1 protein-coding gene is annotated in these 1,073 nt (G+C 28.0%); it reads right to left on the bottom strand.

What is annotated here, in order from left to right:
- Positions 1-1,073, bottom strand: a 1,073-nt coding sequence (locus tag L8V79_RS08110; protein WP_318529926.1) for a ShlB/FhaC/HecB family hemolysin secretion/activation protein, incomplete at both ends; no start/stop codon positions are given.

The raw sequence follows: 1,073 nt of genomic DNA, 5'->3' as shown, positions 1-1,073 counted from the left end.
TGAACTCTCAGAAGAATCTAATTCAAAATTTCCTAATACCTTTTGGTAGTTTATATTTAAAGTATGAGTAATGTATTCATTAATACTATAATAATTATTCACACTAGCATTGAGTTTTCTAAACCAACCAAAAGTTTTGCTACCAAATTTAAAATCACTATCATCATATACCTTACCTATGATTATATTTGCACTATAACTTAAGGCATTATTTTCAAAGCCTCTAAATAAACCTTCTAAACCCATACTACCTACATTAGAACTTTTATCAAAGGTTAAAAGATCTAAGGTTACATCACTAAGTATTTTATGATAAATACTTGAAGTAAAGTATAAAGATGAATTAGTATTAATCCATACAGGATAAGAAAAGTCTATACCAAAATTTCTAGAAGTACCACTAAAACCTAAGCCTTCATAATCTCCACCTAAAGAATAAGAGCCTTGAGATATACTTGGAGTAATTTTTAAATTTCCTAAAAAGAAAGTATAACTTGCTCCATAGTTGATTTGTTTTTCATTGCTTGATTGTAAGTAAAAATTATAATAATCTCCCATATTAAATATAGAATTAAATCCCATACTAATACCAGCTCTAATATCCCCTGCACTTTTAATACCATAATTATCAGCATATAATAATACATTAGCCTTAGTATCAGGAACTACTTCTATAACTACATCAGTTTCTCCTACATTCTCTCCTGCTTGTAAGCCTGCTAGGGTTTGTACTCCATACATTTCATTGACTTTATATACACTATCTTCTATTAATTTAGTAGAGATGATTTTACCTTTGATTCTTTCATTAAGCTTGCTTTCTATAAAATAATCTTTTATAGTAGTTTTATTCTTTACTATATACTTACCTAATGTTCCTAAGGCTATGTTTATTTGTACACTATCTTCAAATTCTTGTTGGGGTACATAAGCTGTTGCTGCAGGATAGCCATTAACTTGGAAATAATAAGCAATGATATTAGATATATCTTGTAAATCTTGCAAGCTAAATTTTCTAGTACTAAACTCACTAATAAGTAATTGTAAATCTTCTTCTTTAATACCTAGCTTTT

This window comes from Campylobacter sp. IFREMER_LSEM_CL2194 (assembly GCF_025771685.1).
GTDB lineage: Bacteria > Campylobacterota > Campylobacteria > Campylobacterales > Campylobacteraceae > Campylobacter_D.
This window is presented reverse-complemented; position numbering and strand designations above follow the sequence as displayed.